The 16755-nt window shown below is 46.8% G+C and carries 16 protein-coding genes and 1 pseudogene; 9 read left to right on the forward strand and 8 right to left on the reverse strand.

Annotation, left to right across the window (positions count from 1 at the left end; translation table 11 throughout):
- Nucleotides 1-23: 23 nt before the first annotated feature.
- The 4 genes from L976_RS06955 (at nucleotide 24) to L976_RS06970 (ending at nucleotide 2373) form a co-directional block, all read left to right on the forward strand.
- Nucleotides 24-785, forward strand: a complete 762-nt coding sequence (locus tag L976_RS06955; protein ID WP_037421437.1) for a threonine/serine exporter family protein — start codon at nucleotides 24-26, stop codon at nucleotides 783-785.
- Nucleotides 782-1255: a threonine/serine exporter family protein gene (locus L976_RS06960; protein WP_037421434.1), complete on the forward strand. Its 474-nt coding sequence runs from the start codon at nucleotides 782-784 to the stop codon at nucleotides 1253-1255. The genes L976_RS06955 and L976_RS06960 overlap by 4 nt, the downstream gene beginning before the upstream one ends.
- Before the next feature lie 22 nt (nucleotides 1256-1277).
- Nucleotides 1278-1760 carry a type 3 dihydrofolate reductase gene (gene folA / locus L976_RS06965; protein WP_047535497.1) on the forward strand — a complete coding sequence of 161 codons (483 nt, stop codon included), beginning with the start codon at nucleotides 1278-1280 and terminating at the stop codon, nucleotides 1758-1760.
- A gap of 196 nt (nucleotides 1761-1956) precedes the next feature.
- On the forward strand, nucleotides 1957-2373 hold the full coding sequence (locus tag L976_RS06970; RefSeq protein ID WP_037421428.1) for a DUF3718 domain-containing protein: 417 nt from the start codon (nucleotides 1957-1959) through the stop codon (nucleotides 2371-2373).
- A 245-nt stretch (nucleotides 2374-2618) separates the two neighbouring features.
- On the opposite strand, the gene L976_RS06975 is transcribed toward L976_RS06970, so the two are convergent.
- The 7 genes from L976_RS06975 to lptD form a co-directional block, all read right to left on the reverse strand.
- Nucleotides 2619-4640: a methyl-accepting chemotaxis protein gene (locus tag L976_RS06975; RefSeq protein ID WP_047535499.1), complete on the reverse strand. Its 2022-nt coding sequence runs from the start codon at nucleotides 4638-4640 to the stop codon at nucleotides 2619-2621.
- A 97-nt stretch (nucleotides 4641-4737) separates the two neighbouring features.
- A complete protein-coding gene (locus L976_RS06980; RefSeq protein ID WP_047535502.1) occupies nucleotides 4738-5562 on the reverse strand; it encodes a symmetrical bis(5'-nucleosyl)-tetraphosphatase in 825 nt (274 codons plus the stop codon).
- Between the two features lie 21 nt (nucleotides 5563-5583).
- The gene (apaG, locus tag L976_RS06985) at nucleotides 5584-5964 is read right to left on the reverse strand and encodes a Co2+/Mg2+ efflux protein ApaG (protein WP_037421420.1); all 381 of its coding nucleotides are present in this window, start codon (nucleotides 5962-5964) and stop codon (nucleotides 5584-5586) included.
- 52 nt (nucleotides 5965-6016) lie between these two features.
- Nucleotides 6017-6823 (reverse strand): 16S rRNA (adenine(1518)-N(6)/adenine(1519)-N(6))-dimethyltransferase RsmA, encoded by an 807-nt coding sequence (gene rsmA / locus L976_RS06990; protein WP_037421417.1) that lies wholly within the window; start codon nucleotides 6821-6823, stop codon nucleotides 6017-6019.
- A gap of 14 nt (nucleotides 6824-6837) precedes the next feature.
- Complete coding sequence (pdxA, locus tag L976_RS06995) at nucleotides 6838-7824, reverse strand: 4-hydroxythreonine-4-phosphate dehydrogenase PdxA (RefSeq protein ID WP_047535504.1); 987 nt, start codon at nucleotides 7822-7824, stop codon at nucleotides 6838-6840.
- A 6-nt stretch (nucleotides 7825-7830) separates the two neighbouring features.
- Entirely contained in the window at nucleotides 7831-9135 is a 1305-nt protein-coding gene (gene surA, locus L976_RS07000; RefSeq protein WP_037421411.1) for a peptidylprolyl isomerase SurA, read from the reverse strand.
- A 221-nt stretch (nucleotides 9136-9356) separates the two neighbouring features.
- A complete protein-coding gene (gene lptD, locus L976_RS07005) occupies nucleotides 9357-11654 on the reverse strand; it encodes an LPS assembly protein LptD (protein WP_037421408.1) in 2298 nt (765 codons plus the stop codon).
- A 115-nt stretch (nucleotides 11655-11769) separates the two neighbouring features.
- On the opposite strand from lptD, the gene L976_RS07010 reads away from it, so the two are divergent.
- The 5 genes from L976_RS07010 to L976_RS07030 all read left to right on the forward strand — a co-directional run bounded on the left by L976_RS07010 (nucleotide 11770) and on the right by L976_RS07030 (nucleotide 16111).
- A complete protein-coding gene (locus L976_RS07010; RefSeq protein WP_047535506.1) occupies nucleotides 11770-12861 on the forward strand; it encodes an aminoglycoside phosphotransferase family protein in 1092 nt (363 codons plus the stop codon).
- A complete protein-coding gene (gene murU, locus L976_RS07015; RefSeq protein WP_047535507.1) occupies nucleotides 12858-13529 on the forward strand; it encodes an N-acetylmuramate alpha-1-phosphate uridylyltransferase MurU in 672 nt (223 codons plus the stop codon). Before L976_RS07010 ends, murU begins: the two co-directional genes overlap by 4 nt.
- Before the next feature lie 93 nt (nucleotides 13530-13622).
- Complete coding sequence (gene djlA / locus L976_RS07020; RefSeq protein ID WP_047535508.1) at nucleotides 13623-14411, forward strand: co-chaperone DjlA; 789 nt, start codon at nucleotides 13623-13625, stop codon at nucleotides 14409-14411.
- A 55-nt stretch (nucleotides 14412-14466) separates the two neighbouring features.
- On the forward strand, nucleotides 14467-15111 hold the full coding sequence (locus L976_RS07025; protein WP_011718023.1) for an outer membrane beta-barrel protein: 645 nt from the start codon (nucleotides 14467-14469) through the stop codon (nucleotides 15109-15111).
- Between the two features lie 46 nt (nucleotides 15112-15157).
- Nucleotides 15158-16111, forward strand: coding sequence for a D-2-hydroxyacid dehydrogenase (locus tag L976_RS07030; protein ID WP_047535509.1), 954 nt, complete (start codon nucleotides 15158-15160; stop codon nucleotides 16109-16111).
- Nucleotides 16112-16496: 385 nt separating this feature from the next.
- On the opposite strand, the pseudogene L976_RS23485 reads toward L976_RS07030, so the two are convergent.
- Nucleotides 16497-16755: pseudogene (locus tag L976_RS23485) on the reverse strand (transposase); the annotation flags it as partial.

The raw sequence follows: 16755 nt of genomic DNA on the forward strand, positions 1-16755 counted from the left end.
CATATCTAAGTTTTGAGAGTTTCGTGTACGCAGATACTCAAAATGATATTACTCGGCAAGTTGTGCGGGTTGCACAACTCTTGCTGGCCTACGGTGCTGAATCTGATTTAGTTGAAGAAATCAGCCAGCGCCTAGGTCAGGCCTTAGGCTTAGCAAGTATCGAGCTTTCCATCTCTTCTAATTCCCTTGTGTTAACCAGTTTAGTGCATGGTCGCTGTATCACGACAACGCGTCGGATCCGTGAGCATGGCATTAACATGACCATAGTGTGTGAGTTACAACGTATTTGTTTACTTGCAGAAAAAGGCCTCTATGGCCCCAATGAAGTGCGCAAACGTTTAGCCCGCATCGAGCCTAAGACCTATCCTCCTTATCTTGTTATATTGATGATAGGCTTATCCTGCGCGAGTTTTTGTCATCTCTTTAATGGTGATGTCGCGGCTTCAATCATTACCTTTTTCGCCTCTGCGGTGGGAATGTCGGTGCGCCTTGCGATTGCAAAGCGGCATTTTAATTTGCTGGTGAATTTTGCGGTGACGGCATTTGTCACTAGCATGTTGGCGCAGACGGGTTATGTATTCAACTTGAGTGAGACTCCGCAGGCGGCCATGGCGGCCAGTGTATTAATGCTGGTGCCGGGATTCCCAATGATCAATGCGATTTCTGATATGGTTAAGGGGCATATGAACGTGGGCATTTCCCGTTGGGGACATGCAACATTACTGACGGTTTCTTCGGTCATTGGGATTACAATCGCAATGCAACTTGGTGGTATTTTTCTGTGATGGAATTACTGACTATTTTGCTACACGATGCCTTTTTCTCAGCGATCCCTGCCATCGGCTTTGCCATGGTGTTTAATGTACCTAAACGCTTTTTAGTCTACTGCGCATTAGCTGGCGCAATTGGTCATAGCTCTCGCACGCTTATGCTGCAATTTGGCTTACCCATTGAGTGGGCGACCTTTGCCGCGGCGGCGTTAGTGGGCACTATTACTATCGGGTTTGCAAAGCGTCATTTAGCGCCGCCGTTGATGTATGCAGTTGCTGCTATTATCCCCATGATCCCAGGTACTTATGCATTCAATACTGTGATTGCCTTAGTGCAACTCACGGCACAATCGCAGGTAAGCCAAGAGCTAACAGGCCAAGTGATTAGTAATGGGTTAAAAACAGTCTTTATTCTAGGGGCACTATCGGTTGGTTTAGCCTTGCCGAGTTTGTTGTACTTTAGAACCCGTCCAGTTATTAAATAAAAACTATTCCACAGGAGTGACCATGCGCATTGCTATGATAGCCGCGATGGCAAATAATCGAGTCATCGGAAAAGACAATAAAATGCCATGGCATCTACCCGAAGATTTACGCCATTTTAAAGCCATGACCTTAGGTAAGCCAGTTGTGATGGGCCGTAAAACCTTTGAATCAATCGGTCGACCTTTACCTGGGCGTCATAATATTGTGATTTCTCGCCAAGCGGATTTATTGATCGAGGGCGTAACCTGTGTCACATCATTTGAAGTTGCCAAAGAGGTGGCTGGCGATTGTGAAGAGTTGGTGGTCATTGGCGGTGGACAATTGTATCAACAGCTATTACCCCAAGCCGATAGGCTCTATCTAACTCAAATTAACTTAGACGTTGAAGGTGATACCTTTTTCCCTGCTTGGAAAAACGATGAGTGGCAAGAAACCGAATCCGTAGCAGCTATAAATGCTGATGGGCTGGAATATCGCTTTATCAATTTGGTAAAAAAATGTTAAATTATGTCGTTATGTTGTGTACCCTGTGCGTATGGATTGTCAATATGTCGAAGGTATTATACCGGCTAGGCGCCAGTAGGCTGAGATAACTGTGTTATCGAGAGCTATCTGAACCTGAGAGGTCAATTATCGTTAGATATAGACGCAGACCATACAAACCATAAAAAAATTATAAGAAAGTATTAAGGAGTATCGGATGCGTCTAATGCCTGTAGCCTTGGCTGCACTAATCGGATTTAGCTATGTTTCTGTGCCAACCTCGGCTAAAGCGACTGAAGCAGATCCGCTTGTTGCGAGTATTTGTGATTACGTTAAAGCAAACGATAAAAACCGCTTACGTAAAAAATTAAAAGAAAGTCGTGTTAAATTGCGCCAAGTTTACAGCGGAATTAGTTGTGACGGCCAAAGCTTACTACGTACCGCCTATGCCGTGAATGCGAATGATGCGGGTGAGTTTGTTGCTAAGCGGTTATCCGCCAACGAGCTAAGCGTACCAGAAGCGGATGGCATGACTATCCAAGCTTGGGCTGAGGCAAATGGTCATAGTGCCAGTCCTATCACTGCAGCGGTTAAAGAACGTTTAGGTGCAGGCGCTGGCGGTGAAGAAGAGTAATAGCCTGTTTAATCATTTTCTCGCGTGCTTTTACATAGGCAAAGAATAATACGTAAAAAATGCCGAACTCAGTTCGGCATTTTTTATGGGTGTCGTTTAGGCCGTTTTTACCGAATATTGAATTGAGTTCCGAAATTGCATTTATAGCATTTGGCTGCGGGATAGCCTGATAACCTAGTTCAAGGGAAAGCGCAAGCCAAAGAAAAGGGCCGCGACAGCGACCCTATTTATACCTGAGTGTTTGCTTACACTCTAAATTCACCGACAGAAGCTTGTAGCTCTTCGGCAAGCTTAGCCACCTGATGGCTTGATTGGGCGGTTTGATCTGCGCCAATCGCGGTCTCTTCCGAAATTGCTGCAATATGTTCTAGTTTTTCAGACACTTGTTGGCTTACTAAATTTTGTTCCTGCGCGGCGTGGGCAATATGAGTGCCTGCATCATAGGCTTTATGCACCGACTGGCTGATGGTCTCTAGGGCAAGGTTGGCTTGTTCTGTTTTTGCTACGCAGGCATTGGCTTGGGCACGGCCCATATCCATCGCAGCCACTGCTTGCTGTGCCCCTTGTTGTAGTACCTCAATCATTTGTTGAATTTCACGGGTCGAGACTTGGGTTCTTGATGCTAGGCTTCTTACTTCGTCGGCGACGACCGCAAAGCCACGGCCCTGTTCACCCGCCCGCGCGGCTTCAATGGCCGCGTTCAATGCCAATAGATTCGTCTGTTCGGCAATACCGCGGATCACATCCAAAATCGACCCAATTGAGGCGCTATCCGATTGGACCTTGTTAATCACTTGGCCTGCTTTAGCCACTTCTTCCGCTAAGGCCAGAATGGTGTGTTTATTTTCCTCGGCAATAGCACGCATATGCTTAGCTTCTTGATCAGCTTGTTTAATTTGTGCGAGGGCATCATCGGCACTCATCGACACTTGTTGCGCGCTGGAGCTTAATTCTGTCGTTGCGGTAGCCACTTGATCGACTTGATTCTTTTGTTCTTGGATACCCGTGGTGGTTTGTGCGGTGATTGCAGAGGTCTGTTCAGCTGCGGCGGCAAGCTGGTTTGAACGATCTAAAATACCCGCAATTAAGCCGCGTAAACTATAGACCAAGCGATTACAGTTTTTGGCAAGTTCAGCAAACTCATCGTGACCTGAATCATCTAATTTGTGGGTTAAATTACCTGAAGCGAGCACATTCAGCGCATTGTTTACTTGGTTCAGCGAGCGTTTTAGGGGCGTGACTACGGCAAAGCTGATAATAACGGCGACAACAATTGCGATAAGCACCACAATCATAGTGCGGATACTGGCTGCATCAATTTGAGCAATGGTTTCTTGGCTCATTTTTGCCGCAACCGCTTCGATATTATTGCTCACTTCTTCCATGTTACGATCGATGATTTTAGCGTCTTTCTCAATAATGCTGAGTTGATTCGATGCCGCCAGTGCGTGGTTCAGCTGGCTCGCTTTGAGTTGCACCATAGAATCTGAGCCTTCGAGGAGTGCCAGTACTTTTTTAATATCTTGGTTAATCGATTCTAAGGTATCAGCTTCAATAATACCCTGCGCATGGCGGTTAACGTATTCGAGCTTATTTTTGCTTTCGCTAAGAATGTAATCAAGTTCCTTGGAAATGAGTTCGTGTTTACTCATTTCTTCGTTTGTCACCAAATCAGCAATGGTGGTGATGATATTCCCCATGCTGCTATCAATTGCACTGGCTGAAGCTGCAAGACTCTGGGCATCAGGGTTTTGGCTATTTTCTAAATCGATAATATCGAGCAGTACCGATGAGGCATCATCGGCGGCATTTTCGAGTTTCTTTTTTAAATTGATAAGCTGTTCTTGTTTGCTTAACGCGGCTTCTCGCTCGGTAAGCATGGCCAAACTATCCCGCTCAAAGGTAGAAAAGCTTGTATTTAATTGAGAAATCAATGATGACAAGTTGTTTTGCTTTTGAACAAGCTGGTTAAGATTGCTGATCTCATTTTTAAACTGGGCGCTATGGTCGTTAAATACTTTACGGATATCGGGAATGAGCCGGGATTTTGGGGCATGGTAAGCGATTAATACTTGACGCTGTTGCTCACTCAGGGACTCGGTTAAATGATTGGTCGATTTTAGGGCTGGCAGGCTGAGTTCTTGCATCATCGCCGAACTATCTTTGAGGCTAATGTTCGTCAGGTAAGAGGTAAATCCTAACAACACAAGTAAAAGCGTGACTATGCTAAACCCGCCAATGACTCGGGTGGCTACATTAACTTTCATAGGATACTCCGGTTATTATTATATTATTCCGAATGAAAAGATTATTAAATTCAGGGCTTAGACGCACTGTCGTTTATCGACCAAAGTTAAGGTTAGTTTAACTCTTTTTTAACTTTTTTTGGGTAATTTTTTGGTCTTTTTCAAGATGCCATAGGGTGAGGTGTTCTCCCCAGCAACAGCCTGTATCGAGTGCTTTTAACTTAGGATCTTTCACTTTTCCCATCAATGCAGCCCAATGTCCAAACACTAAGGTGTGACTTTGGCGTAATGCCGACGTAAATTCAAACCACGGGCGAAGCTGTGGATTACTGCAATTTTCTGGTGGCTGTTTACAATCAAAATCCAAATGACCATCGATATACAAATAACGCATGCGGGTCAACGCATTAATACAAAATCGCAGCCGATTTATACCAATAGCACTTGGGTCCCAACGTTCTGCAGTGTCGGTATACATTTGGCGAATGAGAGCATCGAGATAATCATTTTGCTGTAGGGCTTGGCTAACTAGTTGGGATTCTTGCTTTAATTGTTCTAATGACCATTGCGGTGGCACGCCAGCATGGGTCATGATGACGTTATGTTCTGGCAACTCTCGCATTAGGGGTTGCTGCCTAAGCCAGTCGATAAGGCTCGAAATATCCGGTGCGTTTAATAGTGGTGTGAGGTTATCACTGGGTTTATCCCGCTTAAGTTTGCCATGCAGGGCCAGTAAATGCAGATCGTGGTTCCCGAGAACCGTTTTACCCGCATCACCTAGAGATTGAAAAAAGCGCAGTGTCGCTAATGAATCTGGGCCTCTAGCGACAAGATCACCCACCGCCCACAGTTCATCGCGGGATGGATTAAAGTCGACCTTAGCAAGTAATTTTTGGAGTTCGGCAAAACAGCCTTGGACATCACCAACAAAATAATGGGCCACAGTATCCTTTCTTAAATTAAATCAGTGTAATAAACCAGGGGTCGCTAAACGGAAGGGCTTAATGGTTGCCTTAAAACGTTCGCCAGATTCGCTGACCATACCATAAGTACCATACATAATGCCAAGAGGCGTATCGAGTACTGTGCCACTGGTATATTGGTAGGCGGTATTGGGTGGAATGCTTGGGGTTTCGCCGACGACTCCTGCACCTTGTACTTCAGTCATTTTGCCGTTCGCGTCGGTAATGATCCAGTGACGGGTTTCGAGTTTTGCGGTCTGCTCACCGAGGTTAATAATGGTGATAGTGTAGCTAAAGAGGTATTTCTGATCCTCTGGCGAGGATTGTTGTTCAATATACTCGGTTTTGACTTCGACTCGGATAGAGTTATCCAATACGCTCATGTGAGTTCCTACAATGATATTGGGCACCTAAGTGCCCATCAAACTTAACTGCTTAAGCCTGCTTATCACATACCATATTCGCCATTGCAACATATTGTTCAACGGAGATTTGTTCTGGACGCAGGTTGTGATCGATACCTAACTGTTCGAACTCTTCATCACTTAACACTTGTTTGAGGTTATTACGCAGTGTTTTGCGGCGCATATTGAATGCCGTGGTACATAGCTGGCGTAGCACATTCACATCTTTACAGGGGAAGGGTTTTTCTGCATAGGGCAAAAGGCGCACTACGGCAGAATCCACTTTCGGTGGTGGCGCAAAGCTATGGGGTGGTACTTCGAGTACGGGGACCACTTGGCAAAAATATTGTGCCATAACCGTTAATCTGCCATAGGCTTTCGTGCCTGGACTTGCAGATAAACGCAGCACTACTTCCTTCTGCAACATAAAGTGCATGGTTTCAATCAGTTCGGCAAACTCGAACAGATGGAACATTAACGGAGTTGAAATATTGTAAGGTAAGTTACCAAAAACTTTGAGTTTTTTACCTGGGACAACCAACTGACTAAAATCAAACTGCAATGCATCGCCCTGATGAATGGTGAGCTTATCCTTAAGTACTGGGTGATGCTGCAAGCGCTCAACCAAATCGCGGTCTAACTCCACTACGGTGAGATTGTCTATCGAGGAGGCGACTGGCTCCGTTAAAGCGCCAAGGCCTGGGCCGATCTCTACCATCACATGGTCGTTATCGGGGGCGATTGCACCCACAATGCGGTTAATCACATTGTTGTCAGTTAAGAAGTTTTGTCCGAAACGCTTTCTGGCCGTGTGGCCTAAATGTACTTTGCTACTCATTAATATCTAATCGTTTAGTTTTTTGAGGATAACTCAATGGCTTTATTCAAGGCGCAGACAAAACTGCCGATATCGGCTTTGCCAGTTCCCGCAAGATCGAGCGCCGTACCATGGTCAACCGAGGTACGGATATAAGGTAAACCTAAGGTAATGTTTACCGATTTGCCAAATCCTTGTGACTTTAGAACGGGTAAGCCTTGGTCATGGTACATGGCCAAGACGACGTCAGCGTCCTGTAAATATTTAGGCTGGAACAGGGTATCGGCGGGGAGGGGGCCGACAATGTTCATTTGAAACTCATCACGCAGTTCATTCAGTGCCGGAATAATCACGTCGATCTCTTCACGCCCTAAATGTCCATCTTCACCCGCATGGGGATTTAAGCCACAGACATAAATCTTAGGCGAAGCAATGGCAAACTTGCTGATAAGGTCAGCGTGTAAAATCTTGATAATATGATGTAAGCGTTGGCGTGTAATGGCTTTAGCAACATAAGCCAGTGGAATATGAGTGGTCACCAGTGCCACTTGTAAACCTTGAGTTGCTAACATCATCACTACATCGGGGCAGTTAGCCTGATGGGCAAAAAACTCGGTGTGACCACTAAAGGAAATCCCTGCTTGATTGATGATCCCCTTATGCACTGGGCCGGTGACAACGGCATCAAACTCGCCACTCATGTTTTTTTCACCTGCGTAACGCAGAGTCTCAACCACATAGGTACTATTTTGCTCATCAAGTTGCCCACAAACGGCTTCAGTGACGAGCTTGAAGGGGGCGATTGTCAGCGTACCTGCTGCTTGAGGTTTTGGGGCCTGATCAGGCAAATAGGGGCGAAAGGTAACATGAAGGCCAAGTCGTTTAGCCCGGCTGGCTAATAATTCAGGATCCGCACAAACGACTAACTCAGCAGGCCAAGCCTGCTGAGCCAGTTGCACGACTAAATCGGGGCCGATACCCGCAGGTTCTCCGGGGGTAACGGCAATACGTTTAGTGGTCAATTTACCTTAACCTCGATTAGACTCAGGCTGAAAGACTTCAATGTATGCGTCGGCACGCATTTCGTCTAGCCAGTTTTGCAGTTCTTCGTTAAATTTGCGACGGAAAATCAGTTGGTGCGCACGGTTAGTATTAAATTGATCCGTGGCATCGGTTTTTCTACGCTCTTCTAACTGAGTGATATGCCAGCCGTGGGTAGTACGGAAAGGCTCACTGATCTGATCAGGGCTTAAACTATTAAGTGTCTGCGCAAATTCTGGCACATAAATACCTGGCTCTGCCCAACCTAACTCGCCCCCCTTAGTCGCTGAACCCGGATCTTCAGAGTATTGACGGGCTAAATCTTCGAATTTAGCTTCGCCTGAACGAATTTGCTTCAGGAATTGCTCCAACATGGCCTTAGCGCGATCTTCCGACAGAATTGGCGATGGCTTGAGCAGGATATGACGCGCTCTCACTTCTTCAATTTCTTTGGTTTGTAAACCACGAGCATCCATAATCTTGATGATATGGAAGCCAGCACCGCTTTTAATTGGGCCGATAATATCGCCTTTTTTGGCGCCATTAATGACTTCTGCAAACAGGGTTGGCATCTCGTTGATGTTCATGTAATCCCAAATACCGCCTTCAAGTGCTTTAGGGCCAGATGAAGAGGCGATAGCGGTACGGCGGAAATCCTCACCACTCTTTAAACGTTCAAGCACCGCATTGGCGCGTTTGCTTGACGCTTCGAGTTGTTCACTGGTGGGATTATTGGGTACATCAATAAGGATATGGCCGATTTGGTATTCGACGTCCTTCATGCCTTGCTCTTGGATCAGTTTCACTAGGCCAGTGATTTCCTGTGGTGAAACTTGGATACGGCGTTGTACTTGAATACGTTGGATTTCACCTAAGGTGATTTCTTCACGTAGTTGCTCACGGTATTGGCCGAAGCTTAAGCCTTCGCTCTCAATTTTTTGCTGCATTTGCGCCACGGTCATTTTTTGTTCGCGCGCAATGTTTTCAATTGCTTGGTCTAACTGTAGGTCACCAATATGTAGACCAATGCGATCCGCCATTTGTAATTGCAGACGAGTCAAAATTAATCGCTCGATAACCTGGGTGCGCAGTGCACTGTCGGAGGGTAACGATTGATTCGCGGCCTTAGCATTGGCTTTAACCGTGTCAATCATATTGGTGATTTCACTTTCGAGCACAATACCGTCGTTGATTTGAACGGCAACACGGTCGAGTGGCTGGGGAGCTGCCATGGTTGGCTGGCTGATAGCGAGTGCAAATAAAGCAAAAATCAGATGTTTACTGGGTTTCATCCACAAAATCCTTGGCACGTTCTAAGGTCAGATTCGACGGCTTATTTAAGTTAACTTTACCATTTATATCGAAATTACAGTGAGTTGCCTAAATTTTCTTTTGTTGGTAACTCTTAAAAGATGCGTCACTCAATTCAGTTATTGGGTGAACGCACAGCTTTCATTAACTTGTTTGGACTCTCAGTCCTTGTTGAGGTTCAGCAATCTACCACAATTCTTTGCTAATTCCTCAGATAAAGCGGTTTTCTGTAGTTAAACAGACCATCATTGAGCATATCCGTTACACCTAATGGACCAGAACCACCGAGCCCTTTGATGACTAAGTTGAGGTACACACCACGCTCAAATTGCTCGCGCTCATCGATAATGGCTGAGCCGATGTTGTCATCGTAGTTGGTTTTAATGCGATAGTGATAACTGAGGCGGATTGCATAACAGCATGATTCATATTGGAAACCTGTATAGGTTTCTATGCTACGACTCTCGTTGAGGTCATAGTACCAGTTGCCAACAAAATAGAGGCTGTCATTGATAGGCCAAGCTCCGCGAACACCTGCTTGGGAGATATTAACCAAATCGTTAGTGTTGGAGTTCAGTAGATCGGGTACATAACGATAGCTTAATTGCAGTAGTTTGTTGGCTTCAGGACGGAAGTCTAATGTGACTTCGGTCTTCTTATTGTCACTGGTGTTGGTATCGTACTGAATGGCCGCGCCCAAATACCAGTCTTGGCTTAAACGAGTATCTAACTCGGCCGCCAATACTGAAGTTGATTGATTTTGCTCAAAAATATTATCTTCATAGCCTAGCTTACTGTCTTGAAGATAGAAGATTTGTCCGAGACTGAATTTGGTCGCTTCTTGGTTATGGTCATCGAAGAAACGAGTTGTAATACCAAGGGTAACTTGGTTGGCATCGGCGATACGGTCAAGACCGGAGAAGCGGCGATCTCGGAATAGACCAAAGTAGTCGTCCTGTAATTGGGCGGTATCGTAAATACCAATGCCCCGTTGATCCTCATAACCTACATACAGATACTGGAATTGAGGTTCGAGTGTTTGGCGATAATTTTGCTCAAATATCTCGGTAAAACGTTCAAAGTTGATTTGTCCGTTGATACGCACCTGAGGAATGGTACGGCTCACAGTGTCATCTAAGGTATCAAATTTAGTGTTATTTTTGTCCTGCCAATAGTTAGTTTGCATTAACTTTAATTGGCTCGTCAGTGAGCCTGAAGGACCATGGATTGGCAGTGTTAGGCTGGGTGCCATATGTAAACGGGTTGCCGTGTTTACATCGTCATCTTGGTGGGCAAAATTGGTCAGCTCTGAGTTAAAACCAAAGTCCAAGTTGTTCCAAAAGTCGGCGGCACGGTAGTTAAAGTTAACCTGTGGCATGACTTGATATGGCTTTTCATCTTCGCCCAGTACTTTAATATCCTGCACCCGAGTGCTGATATCCCAATCACGTTCGAAGTAACTGACTTCGCCAATCCGTGATAATTGGTTATCGGTCGCACGGTTAACATCAGACTTTAAGTCGTTGAAATAGTTGTTATCCGAAACTTCAGTAAAGTTAGTCAATACTCGCCAGTTTTTATCGATAGCTCCCTGGTGTTGCCAGTTATACAGGTAACGATTTGGGCTGCCGCCGATCATTCGATCACTGCCTAGATATTCAAAATTCAAACGGCCATTTTGAGCTTCACCCGCGAGATAACGAAACTCAGTTTTAGTGAATAACCCGCGGTTAGTCATATAGTTTGGCGTAAATGTCAGGTCGTATTCCGGTGCAATATTCCAATAGTAGGGCGCTGACACCTCAAAACCGTTGGTGGTGCTGGTGCTAAAGCTTGGATAGAGGAAGCCTGTTTTACGTTTGTCTGAAACCGGAACCGTCATATAAGGGATGTAGAACACCGGAATATCGGCCACTCGCAGCTTGGCATTCCAGATCTCACCCCATTCTTCTTCGCTGTTGATCTTAATTTTTTCGGCTTCAAGCAACCAAGAGACGTTGTCAGGCGGACAGGTGGTAAAGTTCGTATTGGTTAAAATCAGGTTGTTGTTTATGGTGATTTGCAGTTTTTCTGCATCACCGTGTACCTGTTGCCCGTGCAGCCAATACTGTGCGCCTTTGAGGGTGGCACGATTGCTGCGCATTTGCGCCTGTAGCGAGTCTGCGGTAACGGTAAAATTGCTGTCTTGGAAGACTAAGTTGCCATTAGCATCAAATTGTTCTGTGGCTTGATCGAGGATGGCTTCATCGGCAGCGATGTGTCTATCGCCTTGGCTGAAGACCACATCACCGGTAAAAATCGCTTGCTTACCCATTTCAGCTTTTGAGCGGTCTGAAGCTATTCGAATTTTTGCTTGTTCAGCCGCACTCAACCCCGGTTGAGATACGATACGAGGTACTGGCGGTTCGATTAGGCATTGTGATGCTGAGGTTGCGGGAGATTCGTCTGCCAGGACTAATTTAGGTAACAGGCTCAAGGCCAGAAGGTAACGGATCTGCATCTTAGGTCAATAATAATGATTTCTTAGTCTGGACAAGTATCGACGGGGAAAGTTGCAAACTACAAGTGCAACGCAGCAAATAAATCTCTCAATTTCTTAGCTGTTTCCAAATTATATGCCAGCTATAATAAAGCAATTTTTCTATAAGAGCCATGAAATGACTTTATCCGATCCGAGATTTATTTCCCTTAATCAGTGGCTGAACCGTTATTTTTCCTATGATGTGACCCCGATATTGATTTCGGGTGATGCTAGTTTTAGACGCTATTTCCGCGTCGTTGCGCGTGATGCTAGCTATATTGTCGCCGATTCTCCGCCCGCCTTAGTGCCTATCGCGCCTTTTATCGCCCTCGCTAGTAGCTATGCTGCGGCGGGACTGACAGTTCCAAAAGTGATTACTTCCGATGCCGAGCAAGGTTTTATGCTTCTGAGCGATCTGGGGGATACCCAGTTATTGTCTGTACTTACGGACGATAATGTCGCCGATTATTACCGCCGCGCATTGGCATTATTGCCCCAGGTGGCCTCAGTGGTTGAGAGCCTTGATCCTGTCACAGGCAACACGCAGCCCTTGCCTTTATATGATGAGGCGTTTGTGCGCCGTGAGCTGGGGATCTTTACCGAATGGCTGTTAGAGAGGCATTTACAGCTCGAACTTAGCCATGAGGAACGCTTACTGCTGGAGAAGAGTTTTGGCCTCTTAGTAGAAAATGCCCTCGCTCAGCCAAAGGTGGGGATGCACCGGGATTTCCACAGCCGTAACTTGATGCTAAAAGAGGGCGAGCTGTGCGTGATTGATTTTCAAGATGCGGTGCTAGGGCCTGTGACCTACGACGCTGTGTCTTTACTGCGGGATTGCTATATCCGTTGGCCGCAAACCATGGTGCAGGAATTAATGCAGCAGCATTATCAGCAAGTGCTTGAGTTAGGGCAAATCCCGGCGCAGACATCCTTTACCCAGTACCAAACTTGGTTTGATTTAATGGGGTTGCAGCGCCATATCAAGGCCGCAGGGATTTTTGCCCGTTTACACTATCGTGATAACAAGCCCGCCTATATGGCCGATATTCCGTTAACCTTGTCCTACATTGTGGATATTGCCAGTGTTTATCCTGAGTTGGCACCATTTTCCGCTTGGGTGCAATCGCGCGTTGTGCCTGCGTTTGCGGCCAAGGAAAGGGATACTCAGCAGGGAGACAAGCAATGAAGGCGATGATCCTGGCGGCAGGCAGGGGAGAGCGTTTACGCCCATTGACTGACTCTTTACCAAAACCCCTAGTACCGGTGTTAGGTAAGCCGCTGATTGTGTACCATATCGAGAAGTTAGCGGCGGCGGGTATCGTGGATATCGTGATAAATCACGCTTGGCTTGGGCATAAGCTGGTCGAAACATTAGGCGATGGTCATGCCTTTGGGGTCAAGATCCAATATAGCGCCGAAGCATCGGCACTCGAGACCGGTGGCGGAATTAAACAAGCCTTGCCTCTGCTGATGACGGATGGCGACTCGGATGCACCGTTTTTAGTGCTCAATGGTGATGTGTTTATCGATGCCTTGCCGACGATTGTCCCCTTAGCGGATACAGCTCTGGCGCATTTATGGTTGGTGCCGAATCCCGAGCAACATCCTAACGGCGACTTTGCCTTAGAACAGGGCCTTGTACGTGAACAGGGTGAGCAAAAATACACTTTCTCTGGCATGGGCTTATATCGCCCATCATTATTTGACGGTACGCCGGATGGTGCCTTTGCCCTTGGGCCTTTGCTGCGGGCTAAGATGGCCGATGGCCTGATCACCGGGGCACACTTTAATGGACTCTGGTGCGATGTTGGGACGATTGCGCGTCTGCAAGCATTAGAGTCAGCGCTAGCGTAATGGCATATCGCCTAATGTTTAGCGCCCTGACTTAACGGTTTCACTCGCGATGTCGATTGAGTGACTGAATAAATTATCAAATTGGGAATTAAGATGCGCCTTTGGGGTAAGTTTTTTGGATTTGTTATCGGGTTTATGTTTGGCCGTATTTTCGGTGCTCTGCTGGGCTTATGGCTTGGGCATCTCTTCGACAAGCGCGCTGGTGGTGGCGCCAGTTTTAGTCAGATCTTAGGTCAAGCCAAGAATCGACAGGGAATATTCTTTAACACCACCTTCGCCGTGATGGGCCATGTGGCCAAGGCGTCGGGTCGAGTGACTGAAACCGATATTCGTATCGCGACTATGTTGATGGATCAGATGCGCTTAACGGGTGAAGCCCGTAAAGAGGCGCAGCAGGCGTTCCGTGAGGGTAAAGAGCCCGACTTTGACCTGCGTAGCAGCCTGCAAGCCTTTCGCGCCGTGACCCAAGGCCGTCAAGAACTGGTGCAAATGTTTATCGAGATCCAAATTCAAACCGCCCTATCGGACGGTGAGCTCGATGCCGCAGAACATGCAATTCTGATGACGGTGGCCCAAGAGTTAGGTTATGGTCGTGGGCAACTCGATGAATTACTGAAACGTTGGCAAGCGGAATACCGTTTCCACCAAACCTCTAATGGAAATAAAACCTCGATTACCGACGCCTATCATTTGCTCGGCATTAATGCCGAGGCGACGGATCAAGAGGTCAAGCGGGCTTATCGTAAGTTGATGAATGAACATCATCCCGATAAATTGGTTGCTAAGGGGTTACCACCCGAGATGATGGAAATTGCCAATCGTAAGGCGCAGGATATCCAAGCTGCGTACGACAGAGTGAAATCGGAGCGCGGCATGCGCTAATGCTTCGGTTAACGTTGTCGACGCAAGGAATAATAACGATAGATAAGGGATTAAGATGAAATACGTTAACCGATTAAGTGTGATTGCAGGTTTATTACCTCTAACCCTCGCATTACCAACCTATGCCGAACCCGAGCTGTTTGTCGCCCCCTACGGTGGTTACAGCTTTGGCGGCAGCTCGTTCGATATCAATGAACTCGATGCTAACAACGCTGAAACCAATAATAAGCAGAGTGTGGGTATCGAAGAGGCGAGCCATTACGGCCTCATGTTAGGGATTGGCACTAACGATCCCGGCAATATTTACCTGCTTTACAGTCGCCAATCCTCCGAGCTGAAAAGCGGTGGCCTGTTTACCCCAGACTTAGTCGCCTCCTTAGATGTGGACTATATCCACCTTGGCGGCACTTTATTCTTCCCAAGTGGCGATTTTCAGCCCTACATTACCGCCAGTGCCGGGGTGACTCGGATGATGCCCGATGATTGGTCAACGGAAACCCGTTTCTCCATGGGCATTGGTGGTGGCGTCGAATATCGTATGATGCAAAACTTTGCGTTGTTTGCGGATCTGCGTGGCTACGCGACCTTTATTGACAGTGACACCTCACTTTTTTGTAATGAAGACCAATGCTTATGGCATGTCACATCGGATGTAATGTGGCAAGTGCAAGCCAATCTTGGGGTCAAACTCAGTTTTTAATTTTCCTGCTTTATGGGCAAGGCGCAAACGCAGTTAAGAGGTAAAGATGAAAATAGTCGTACTCGATGGTGAAACCTTAAATCCAGGGGATCTAACCTGGCAAGCGGTCAGCGCATTAGGGGAATTTAGCTGTTTTGCCCGCACGCCCTCGGCGGAGATTATCCCCCGTGCTCAGGATGCCGAAATTGTGCTCACCAACAAGACGCCCCTCGATGCTAACACCTTAGCCCAACTGCCTAAGCTTAAATATATCGGTGTGCTTGCTACTGGCACTAACGTGGTGGATCTTGCCGCCGCAAAAGAGTTAGGCATAGTGGTCACCAACGTGCCCGCCTATGGTCCTGATGCCGTCGCACAAATGGTGTTTGCTCATATTTTGCATCATACGCAAGCGGTTGCGGCGCACCATCAAGCCGTTGCCGCAGGGCAATGGAGCAATTGCAGTGACTTTTGTTTTACCTTAATGCCGCTGCAATCCCTCAAAGGCAAAACCTTAGGCTTGATTGGTTATGGGGATATTGGTCAGCAGGTGGCTAAACTCGCTTTAGCTTTCGGCATGAAGGTATTAGTAAATACCCGCACTCAGCCCCGCAATTTACCCCAAGGCGTGAGTTGGACATCTCGTAATACGGTATTCAAGGAGTCCGATATTCTCTCGCTCCATTGTCCACTCACCCCTGAGACCACCGAGCTGATTAATGCTCAAACCCTCGAATTAATGAAGCCGAAGGCGTTACTGATCAACACCGCACGCGGCGGCTTAATTGATGAGGCGGCGCTTGCGGCCGCATTAACGCAGGGCAAAGTATTTGCCGGCGTCGATGTACTCTCTACCGAACCACCGAGCGCGGATAATCCGCTACTAACAGCGCCCAATATCAGTATCAGCCCACACAATGCTTGGGCAACCAAAGAAGCACGGCAGAACCTGCTCAATATCGCAACGGCAAATCTCAGCGCTTATCTAGCTGGCGAGCGAGTTAATTGGGTGAATCCATAAGGCCTGTGGGTTAGCTTGTTTCTGTAGGAAATGTTTTCATTCCAAAGAAATGCAGTTGGAATTGAAGGGGGAAAAATGTGTTGGATAGTTCCCTTAACGGCATAAAATTTGGGGGAGACGATATTTAAGTGCTGAGTTATAGGTGAGCCATGGTATTCGCTCATCGACACGCAGCGAGTCCGTCCGTGGATGCTCGACCGCCCCGTCCATGGGGCGGACGGTCGTCTCGCAAACCTCCATGGCTCACCTATTTAGCATCGGCGTAATCTGTAAGTTTTAAAGAAATACATAGCACGCTTTGGGACAAAAGCGTGCTATGTTTTGCGCGAAATTATCTCCATTTCGGATAAACAAAAATAATCCTAAACGCTGAGTCGTGAGCAACTTAAGGATGTAACGCTTGGCTTGAGGCTTTACCTTTACACCATTTGCCGCTGTTATGCTGCTTTTTAAATTCACACATGCTATCCCATCGACCACTTATGCCACTGTATTGACGACGAAACTCTTTGGCTGATGTGAGCCACGCATCGGGCGCAACACCTAATTCATTGAGTAGCTTAGGTCGTTGATTATCGATATAGCCTTTCTTATCAAGGCGGATGGCGCGGCCTGTCCAATCAATCAGTTCGAGATAATCGGCA

The sequence above is a fragment of the Shewanella sp. ZOR0012 genome (assembly GCF_000798835.1).
Taxonomy (GTDB): Bacteria; Pseudomonadota; Gammaproteobacteria; order Enterobacterales; family Shewanellaceae; genus Shewanella; species Shewanella xiamenensis.

What these genes read in the sequence shown, in the direction of transcription:
- folA (WP_047535497.1), top strand. Translation starts at nt 1,278, where the DNA reads ATGCGCATTGCTATGATAGCCGCGATGGCAAATAATCGAGTCATCGGA.
- L976_RS06970 (WP_037421428.1), top strand. Translation starts at nt 1,957, where the DNA reads ATGCGTCTAATGCCTGTAGCCTTGGCTGCACTAATCGGATTTAGCTAT.
- L976_RS06975 (WP_047535499.1), bottom strand. Translation starts at nt 4,640, where the DNA reads ATGAAAGTTAATGTAGCCACCCGAGTCATTGGCGGGTTTAGCATAGTC.
- apaG (WP_037421420.1), bottom strand. Translation starts at nt 5,964, where the DNA reads ATGAGCGTATTGGATAACTCTATCCGAGTCGAAGTCAAAACCGAGTAT.
- rsmA (WP_037421417.1), bottom strand. Translation starts at nt 6,823, where the DNA reads ATGAGTAGCAAAGTACATTTAGGCCACACGGCCAGAAAGCGTTTCGGA.
- surA (WP_037421411.1), bottom strand. Translation starts at nt 9,135, where the DNA reads ATGAAACCCAGTAAACATCTGATTTTTGCTTTATTTGCACTCGCTATC.
- lptD (WP_037421408.1), bottom strand. Translation starts at nt 11,654, where the DNA reads ATGCAGATCCGTTACCTTCTGGCCTTGAGCCTGTTACCTAAATTAGTC.
- L976_RS07010 (WP_047535506.1), top strand. Translation starts at nt 11,770, where the DNA reads ATGCCAGCTATAATAAAGCAATTTTTCTATAAGAGCCATGAAATGACT.
- murU (WP_047535507.1), top strand. Translation starts at nt 12,858, where the DNA reads ATGAAGGCGATGATCCTGGCGGCAGGCAGGGGAGAGCGTTTACGCCCA.
- djlA (WP_047535508.1), top strand. Translation starts at nt 13,623, where the DNA reads ATGCGCCTTTGGGGTAAGTTTTTTGGATTTGTTATCGGGTTTATGTTT.
- L976_RS07025 (WP_011718023.1), top strand. Translation starts at nt 14,467, where the DNA reads ATGAAATACGTTAACCGATTAAGTGTGATTGCAGGTTTATTACCTCTA.
- L976_RS07030 (WP_047535509.1), top strand. Translation starts at nt 15,158, where the DNA reads ATGAAAATAGTCGTACTCGATGGTGAAACCTTAAATCCAGGGGATCTA.